This window comes from Alkalicaulis satelles (assembly GCF_008630495.1).
In the GTDB taxonomy this organism is placed as follows: Bacteria; Pseudomonadota; Alphaproteobacteria; order Caulobacterales; family Maricaulaceae; genus Oceanicaulis; species Oceanicaulis satelles.
Genome location: NZ_VWOJ01000008.1, coordinates 1 through 639, shown reverse-complemented (window position 1 = coordinate 639; position 639 = coordinate 1). Strand labels below are relative to the sequence as shown.

Genomic DNA, 639 nt, shown 5'->3' with positions numbered 1-639 from the left:
GCCTCACCCCGCCCGCAACACGATCAGCATGATGATGTTGAAGGCGGCGTGGAGCGTGACCGCCCCGGCGAGCCGCAGGCGCCAATGGGGGCCCGGAGCGATCAGCCAGGCCGCGATGAGATGCATGGCCAGCGACGGCAGGCGCATGGTCACAATGTTGGTGATGCCCGATGCGATCCTCGCGGTCTCCTGGTCCGCGCGCTCCAGGGCGGCCTGCAGCCCGTGATCGGCGGCATGTGAGGCGAAATTGTCCAGGAAGGTGATCGCAGGCCCCATCACGGCCAGCATCGTCTCGACAAGCCACCAGACCAGGGCGATGGACAGGCGGGCGCGCACATCCGGGCGCGCGATCAGGCGCAGATTGGTGACCGCGCGGGCCGCCTCCTCAGCCACAGCCGCGGCGATCAGAAAGCCTGCCAGCACCCATGGGAAGGGCGAACCGGGCGATCCCAGGGCGGCGTGCGGCAACTGACCGAACACGGCCAGGGACAGCCCCGTCTGAAACAGGCCGGCGAGCAGGAAAAGGGCCAGGGACAAGCCCGCCACACGGTGGGACAGCCCGCCGCCGCGGATCGCCAGAAAGACGCCAGCCATGAGAGCAGTGAATGAAAATATCAAAATGGCGATCGCCATAAATCC

The 639-nt window shown here is 67.1% G+C and carries 1 protein-coding gene; it reads right to left on the bottom strand.

What is annotated here, in order from left to right; genetic code table 11:
* Nucleotides 1-3: 3 nt before the first annotated feature.
* The coding region (locus F1654_RS13825) for a hypothetical protein (protein ID WP_233205321.1) at nt 4-639 on the bottom strand (636 nt) is incomplete at its 5' end.